The 6,728-nt window shown below is 50.9% G+C and carries 10 protein-coding genes; all 10 read right to left on the minus strand.

The window, feature by feature from the left end; genetic code table 11:
- Positions 1-225: 225 nt before the first annotated feature.
- A complete protein-coding gene (gene npr / locus EQY_RS0107805; protein WP_000216792.1) occupies positions 226-498 on the minus strand; it encodes a PTS phosphocarrier protein NPr in 273 nt (90 codons plus the stop codon).
- Entirely contained in the window at positions 495-1,349 is an 855-nt protein-coding gene (rapZ, locus tag EQY_RS0107810) for an RNase adapter RapZ (RefSeq protein ID WP_000243741.1), read from the minus strand. The genes npr and rapZ overlap by 4 nt, the downstream gene beginning before the upstream one ends.
- A gap of 45 nt (positions 1,350-1,394) precedes the next feature.
- Positions 1,395-1,886: a PTS IIA-like nitrogen regulatory protein PtsN gene (gene ptsN / locus EQY_RS0107815; protein ID WP_000183676.1), complete on the minus strand. Its 492-nt coding sequence runs from the start codon at positions 1,884-1,886 to the stop codon at positions 1,395-1,397.
- Between the two features lie 117 nt (positions 1,887-2,003).
- Positions 2,004-2,291 (minus strand): ribosome hibernation promoting factor, encoded by a 288-nt coding sequence (gene hpf, locus EQY_RS0107820; RefSeq protein WP_001176602.1) that lies wholly within the window; start codon positions 2,289-2,291, stop codon positions 2,004-2,006.
- Between the two features lie 22 nt (positions 2,292-2,313).
- Positions 2,314-3,747, minus strand: coding sequence for an RNA polymerase factor sigma-54 (gene rpoN, locus EQY_RS0107825; RefSeq protein WP_000809026.1), 1,434 nt, complete (start codon positions 3,745-3,747; stop codon positions 2,314-2,316).
- 47 nt (positions 3,748-3,794) lie between these two features.
- Complete coding sequence (gene lptB / locus EQY_RS0107830) at positions 3,795-4,520, minus strand: LPS export ABC transporter ATP-binding protein (protein WP_000224099.1); 726 nt, start codon at positions 4,518-4,520, stop codon at positions 3,795-3,797.
- Between the two features lie 6 nt (positions 4,521-4,526).
- Positions 4,527-5,084, minus strand: coding sequence for a lipopolysaccharide ABC transporter substrate-binding protein LptA (lptA, locus tag EQY_RS0107835; RefSeq protein ID WP_000669785.1), 558 nt, complete (start codon positions 5,082-5,084; stop codon positions 4,527-4,529).
- Complete coding sequence (gene lptC, locus EQY_RS0107840; RefSeq protein ID WP_000030542.1) at positions 5,053-5,628, minus strand: LPS export ABC transporter periplasmic protein LptC; 576 nt, start codon at positions 5,626-5,628, stop codon at positions 5,053-5,055. The genes lptA and lptC overlap by 32 nt, the downstream gene beginning before the upstream one ends.
- Positions 5,625-6,191, minus strand: a complete 567-nt coding sequence (kdsC, locus tag EQY_RS0107845) for a 3-deoxy-manno-octulosonate-8-phosphatase KdsC (protein WP_001030165.1) — start codon at positions 6,189-6,191, stop codon at positions 5,625-5,627. The genes lptC and kdsC overlap by 4 nt, the downstream gene beginning before the upstream one ends.
- Before the next feature lie 20 nt (positions 6,192-6,211).
- Positions 6,212-6,728, minus strand: a 517-nt coding sequence (locus EQY_RS0107850; protein WP_000631084.1) for a KpsF/GutQ family sugar-phosphate isomerase, incomplete at its 5' end; no start/stop codon positions are given.

Genomic DNA, 6,728 nt, shown 5'->3' on the forward strand with positions numbered 1-6,728 from the left:
ACGCTACGTACTTCTCGGGGCGCTTACCAATCTCCAGTATGAGGACTTAACTTAAACAAAACCTAAACAGGACTTTTTAAGGTTTTCTTAAGGTTTTGTTCGTACAGAAAAGAGCACAAAATGTACAAGTCGCGAAAAATGAGGACATTTTCCGCTTGTACTTTTTTCACCCCTACGGGCTGAAGGTGTATATCTGGGGGGAATTAAGCGTCAGGGTTATGAAGATTAATCTTCATCGAAACCAGAGTTAAAGAGGGCGATAACGGCGGCCAGTGCTTCCACTTCCTGTGGACCGGTCGCTTCGACTTCAATCTGCCGTCCTTTGGCTGAGTCCAGCATCAGCAGCGCAATAACGCTGTTCGCTTCAGCCTCGGTGCCTTCGTCATTACGTAACAGCACTTCAGCGTCAAAACCCTGCATTAATTCAAAGAGTTTCATGGCAGGCCGGGCATGCATGCCCAGCTTGTTTGTGATTTCAACAGTTTGCTTGACGGTCATGGTTTACGTTTTTCCAGCGTACGATGGCGTGACTGGACGTTTTTACCGCGCGAGCGGAAGTAGTCTGCCAGCTGTTCTGCAATATACACCGAACGGTGCTTCCCGCCGGTACAACCAATGGCGACCGTCAGGTAGCTACGGTTGTTGGTTTCCAGCATAGGTAACCATAGTTCAAGGTAGCTTCGCGTCTGGTAGATAAAATTGTGTACTTCTGTGTGGCGGTCGAGGAACGCGGCGACAGGTTTATCAAGACCTGTCATTGGACGCAGTTTCGGATCCCAGTGCGGGTTCGGCAAGAAGCGCACATCAAAGACGTAATCGGCATCGATAGGGATACCGTGTTTGAAGCCGAAGGACTCAAAGACCATCGTCAGTTCACGCTCGCGTTTACCCAGCAAACGGGTACGCAACATTTCTGCTAACTCGTGAACGGACATTTCTGAGGTATCGACAATCAAATCTGCCCGCGAACGCAGTGGCTCCAGCAGATCGCTTTCTTTGTCGATAGCACTTTCCAGCGACAGGTTCTTGCTGGAGAGCGGATGCAGACGGCGCGTATCGCTGTAACGACGAATCAGGGTGTTACGATCGGCATCCAGGAACAGCAGTTGCGGTGAGAAAGCATCAGGCAGGTTACTCATCGCCTGTTCGAATATTTCTGGTGACTCCGGCATATTACGAACATCAATGCTGACGGCGGCAGAAATCTCGCGATCGGCGAGCGTGCGAGCCAGATCGGGTAACAGCACTACGGGAAGGTTATCCACGCAGTAAAAACCCATATCTTCCAGCGCACGCAGGGCGACAGATTTACCTGAGCCTGAACGTCCGCTGACGATCATCAGTACCATGTACTGTTTCTCCTCACAACGTCTAAAAGAGACATTACAGAATAACTACGCTTCATCCGGAGTACCTTCGGTATCCGTAATGATTTGATACAGCTCTTCATCACTCTGGGCTGCACGTAAACGGCGGCAGATGGTTTTGTCCGCCAGACGTTTCGCCACCAGCGAAAGAGTATGCAGGTGCGTTTTAGTTTGGTCAGCCGGCACCAGCAGGGCAAAAAGTAAATCCACCGGTTGGTTGTCGATGGCATCGAAAGCTATAGGCGTTTCGAGCTGAACGAAAACACCAACGGCACGCAGAGTATCTTCTTCCAGTTTGCCATGCGGAATGGCAATGCCATTACCGATACCGGTACTGCCCATTTTTTCCCGCGTCAGAATAGCTTCAAAAACCACCTGAGGCGGCAGGCTGAGTTGTTTCGCAGCCAGTTCGCTGATAATTTCCAGTGCACGTTTTTTGCTCTGACAGTGGACGCGGCTTCGCGTACATTCCCTGTTAAGAACACTGCTAAGCTGTAGAGTTGTATCATTATTTGTCATAATTTCACCTAAGAACCTGACCACTCAAATCGTGGGACAGGTTCGGAGCATTAACTGTACAAATGGCCCGTTGTGTCGCACAACAGGCCGCCATGCACTTGCTAATTGCCCGGACAATTAGTGTTGTTTCAATTTATCTTTATGCTTGGTCAACTGGCGTGCCAGCTTATCAATTAAGCCATCAATGGCAGCATACATGTCCTGACCTTCCGCGCTGGCATGAATTTCGCCACCGTTTACATGCAGTGTTGCATCTGAGGTATGGGTGACTTTCTCCACTTTCAGAACAACATAGACCTGGTTGATTCGGTCAAAATATTGCTCAAGTTTGGCAAATTTTGATGTGACAAATTCGCGCAGGGCCTCGGTGATCTCGACGTTATTTCCGGTAATGTTGAGCTGCATAGTGTCTTCCTTATCGGTTGGGTCAAACGAGCTGTTTACGCTGGTTTGACGGCGGAATGGATAAAGACTCTCGGTATTTCGCAACAGTGCGGCGTGCCACCATGATACCTTGTTCCGACAGCAAAGAGGTTAACTTGCTGTCGCTCAACGGTTTCGCTGGGTTTTCCGCCGCGATTAATTTCTTCACCAGCGCACGAATCGCCGTGGACGAGGCTTCGCCGCCGCCCTCGGTATTGACGTGACTGGAGAAAAAATACTTCAGTTCAAAAATGCCTCGTGGACTATGCAGGTACTTTTGCGTGGTCACGCGAGATATCGTCGATTCATGCATTTCGACGGCCTGGGCGATGTCGGCCAGTACCATCGGTTTCATATATTCTTCGCCTTGCTCAAAGAAGGCTTGCTGCTGTTCAACAATACAGCGACTCACGCGCAGTAGCGTATCGTTACGGCTTTCCAGACTCTTAATCAACCATTTGGCATCCTGCAGATTGCTGCGGATAAACTGGCTGTCGCCATCGTTACGTGTGTTATTGCACATCGAGGCGTAGTGCTGGTTGATTTGCAGACGCGGAATGCTGTCGCTGTTGAGTTCCACCGTCCAGTGGCCGTTATGCTTACGCACCAACACATCTGGAATGACATATTCCGGCTCACCGGTCTGGATCGACTGGCCGGGGCGTGGATCGAGCGACTGGATCAGATTGACGGCTTCTTTCAGCACATCTTCTTTCAGACGCGTGACGCGCATTAAAGTGCGGAAGTCGTGATTGGCTAACAGATCGAGATGATCGCTAATGATCAGCCTGGCCTCTTCCAGCCACGGCGTGGTCTTATCGAATTGGGAGAGTTGGATCAGCAGGCAGTCACGCAGATCTTTCGCCGCCACACCGACCGGATCAAACCGTTGGATCCGCTTAAGGACGGCTTCAACTTCGTCGATGTCGATCTCTTCATCGCCCATACTTTCGAGAATATCTTCCAGCGGGACAGTCAGATAACCGGTGTCATCAACGGCATCGACGATAGAGGTAGCAATAGCGCGGTCAGTATCGGAAAACGGTGTCAGCTCGACCTGCCACATCAGGTAATCCTGCAAGGTCTGCGTCGTTTCGCCTTGATAGACCGGCAGTTCGTCGTCAATGTAGTCACCGCTGGTGCCGGACGGCGTACCGGCTGTATAGATGGTGTCCCAACTGGCGTCGAGCGGCAGCTCTTCCGGCATCTCTTTTTGTTCGAGCGCGTCAGCGGTGTCCAGCGTTTCGCTGTCTGGCGTTTCGTGAGTGTCGATTTCATCATGAGTGTCGATTTGCTCAAGCAGTGGATTACTCTCCAGCGCCTGCTGCAGCTCCTGTTGAAGTTCCAGCGTGGACAGCTGCAACAGACGAATTGCCTGTTGTAGCTGAGGCGTCATCGCCAGTTGCTGACTAAGCCTGAGTTGCAAACCTTGCTTCATGTTCAGAATCGTACTCTCCTGCTAAAACGTCGCGAGCTTCTACCCTATCAGAGTCTGAAGTCTTCCCCAAGGTATACACGCTTAACATGTTCGTCTTGTAAGATTTCTGTAGGTGTGCCGTGGGCGATCAAATGCCCCTGACTAACGATATAAGCGCGTTCACAAACTGCCAGTGTTTCACGCACGTTATGGTCGGTGATCAGCACACCCAGGCCGCTGTCGCGCAGGTGCTCAATGATGCGTTTGATGTCGATAACCGAGATCGGGTCAACCCCGGCAAACGGTTCATCAAGCAGAATAAATTTCGGATTCGCAGCCAGTGCGCGGGCAATTTCTACACGGCGACGTTCACCACCGGAGAGCGATTGCCCCATGCTGTCACGCAGGTGCTCAATGTGAAACTCTTCCATCAGCTCGTTCGCACGGTCTTCACGTTGTTCAGCAGACAAATCGTCACGAATTTGCAGTACCGCCATCAGGTTATCGTAAACGCTGAGGCGGCGGAAAATGGAGGCTTCCTGCGGCAGATAGCCGATACCGCGACGCGCGCGCGCGTGTAATGGCAGCAGGCTGATATCGTCATCATCAATAATGATGTTGCCTGCATCGCGCGGCACAATGCCAACAACCATGTAGAAAGTGGTGGTCTTACCGGCACCGTTTGGCCCCAGCAGACCGACAATTTCTCCGGAGTTGACGGTCAGACTGACGTCTTCCACCACGCGGCGACCCTTATAGGCTTTTGCAAGGTTCTTTGCTGTTAATGTTGCCATAACGAATTAATTACCTTTCTTCTGCGCCGGGGTCTGGCCTTTGTTGTTTTTATCCTGCAACTGCGACGGCACCAGAACGGTGGTTACGCGCTTACCTTTATCGCTGAAGGCCTGCATTTTCTGCTCTTTCACCAGATAAGTGATTTTATCGCCCTTTATATTGCTATCGACCTGCTGCAGATAAGCATTACCGGTCAGAACGACAAAATCTTTCGCCAGTTCGTAATGCATCTGGGAAGCGTGACCTTCGACAGGTTTACCGTTGTCCTGCATTTGATAGAACGTCGCTGGCTTACCGTAGCCATCGATCACTTCTTTGCCCTGCTCGCCGCCCGGGCGGGTAACGACCACTTTATCGGCATTAATTTTGATGGTGCCCTGGGTAACGATGACGTTACCCGTGAAGGTGACTACGTTGCCTTGCATATCAAGAGATTGCTGATCCGACTCAATGTGAATCGGCTGGTCAGTGTCTCCGGTAACGGCAAATGCCGGAATACTGGCGGCCAGAAGTGAGCTGGCAAGCACAAGATTAAGGCTGAGTTTGTTTGTTTTGAATTTCATAGGATGTTCTAACCTTTTCAATCAGCTCGGCGTTCTTGCTGCGTAAGTTGCCGCGCATTTTCAGACCGCTGGAGTTAAATGTTGTTCCGTATAACGTGACGAGGTCTTCAGAGGTAACATCCTGCGTCACCAGATTGATCTGCGCGTTATCCGTCGTGATTCTGCGAAGTTGAGAGTCCGGCACGAGTGCGTTGACTTCAACGTGTCCATATAAATAGAGCATCCGATCATTAGTCAGCTTGGCTTTATCCGCTTTTACGGACCATGTCGGGATTTTATCCTTATCAAACGTAGTAAGTACCGGTTGCGTAAACCACGAAACGGCCTGATCGGAATAATATTCAACGTGTTGAGCAATCAATCGATAGCTTAGCGCCCCTTCTGGGTTATAGACGAGCGTGTCCGTATGCTCGCTTTTGTAGGTGGGATCATTGTTGTTGACGACCACCTGGGCGGTATCGTCTTTCTCGGTCATGTTAATGCCGATCATCACCAGAACCGCCAGTGATAGCACAATGATAACCCAACGTCTGGCTTTACTCATATCGATTGCCCTTTGGCTTCATCCAGTTTGCCCTGCGCCAGGAGTAATAAGTCGCAAACTTCACGCACTGCGCCACGACCGCCAGCAATGCGAGTCACGTAATCGGCGCGCGGGAGCAACAGCGGATGCGCATCGGCCACGGCTACGCTTAGGCCCACTTTTTCCATTACCGGCCAGTCGATGAGATCATCCCCAACGTAAGCCACGTTTTCCGGGGCGATCGCCAGTTTTTCCAGCAGATCGCTAAAGGCGATAAGTTTATTCGACTGCCCCTGATACAAGTGAGTAATCCCCAATGTGGCACAGCGATCTTCTACCAGTTTAGCCTTTCGCCCGGTAATGATGGCGACTTCAATATCAGAGGTGAGCGCACAACGAATGCCATAACCATCACGAACATTGAACGCTTTAAGTTCTTCGCCGTTGTTGCCCATATAAATCAGGCCATCTGACAGCACGCCATCGACGTCAAGGATCAGCAGACGAATATTTTCTGCTTTTGCCATAACGTCGGCACTGACAGGGCCGTAACAGGTCTCAAGTGACGCACCTGCTTTATTCATTGTTGTTTATCCTTGAATCTTTACACTACGCCAGCACGCAGTAAATCATGCATATGTAACACACCGAGTAAATGGTCGCCATCGGCAACCATTACGGAGGTGATATGGCGGGACTGCATTAAGTTCAGTGCCTCAACGGCCAGAATGCCAGGGCGTACGCGAATTCCCCCCGGCGTCATCACATCGGCAATACTTAATTGACGGACATCCACGCCCATATCGAAGACACGGCGTAAATCACCGTCGGTAAAGATGCCTTCAATCATCATATTGTCATCGCAAATGACGGTCATACCAAGATTTTTGCGGGTAACTTCCAGTAATGCATCGCGCAGGCTGGCGGTTTTTTTGACATGCGGGATTTCATCACCCGTATGCATAATATCGTTTACGCGCAGTAGAAGTTTACGACCCAGTGCGCCGCCGGGATGTGAGAGCGCAAAATCTTCGGCGGTAAAGCCGCGCGCTTTTAACAGAGCGACGGCGAGCGCATCGCCCATAACCAGCGTGGCGGTGGTGCTGCTGGTCGGTGCCAGC

Origin of the sequence: Escherichia sp. TW14182 (assembly GCF_000208525.1) — a bacterium.
Classification (GTDB): domain Bacteria; phylum Pseudomonadota; class Gammaproteobacteria; order Enterobacterales; family Enterobacteriaceae; genus Escherichia; species Escherichia ruysiae.

Bases quoted from the DNA above. Each gene is read 5' to 3' on its own strand.
- lptA (WP_000669785.1), bottom strand. From the start codon at position 5,084: ATGAAATTCAAAACAAACAAACTCAGCCTTAATCTTGTGCTTGCCAGC.
- kdsC (WP_001030165.1), bottom strand. From the start codon at position 6,191: ATGAATAAAGCAGGTGCGTCACTTGAGACCTGTTACGGCCCTGTCAGT.
- ptsN (WP_000183676.1), bottom strand. From the start codon at position 1,886: ATGACAAATAATGATACAACTCTACAGCTTAGCAGTGTTCTTAACAGG.
- npr (WP_000216792.1), bottom strand. From the start codon at position 498: ATGACCGTCAAGCAAACTGTTGAAATCACAAACAAGCTGGGCATGCAT.
- lptC (WP_000030542.1), bottom strand. From the start codon at position 5,628: ATGAGTAAAGCCAGACGTTGGGTTATCATTGTGCTATCACTGGCGGTT.
- lptB (WP_000224099.1), bottom strand. From the start codon at position 4,520: ATGGCAACATTAACAGCAAAGAACCTTGCAAAAGCCTATAAGGGTCGC.
- rpoN (WP_000809026.1), bottom strand. From the start codon at position 3,747: ATGAAGCAAGGTTTGCAACTCAGGCTTAGTCAGCAACTGGCGATGACG.
- rapZ (WP_000243741.1), bottom strand. From the start codon at position 1,349: ATGGTACTGATGATCGTCAGCGGACGTTCAGGCTCAGGTAAATCTGTC.
- hpf (WP_001176602.1), bottom strand. From the start codon at position 2,291: ATGCAGCTCAACATTACCGGAAATAACGTCGAGATCACCGAGGCCCTG.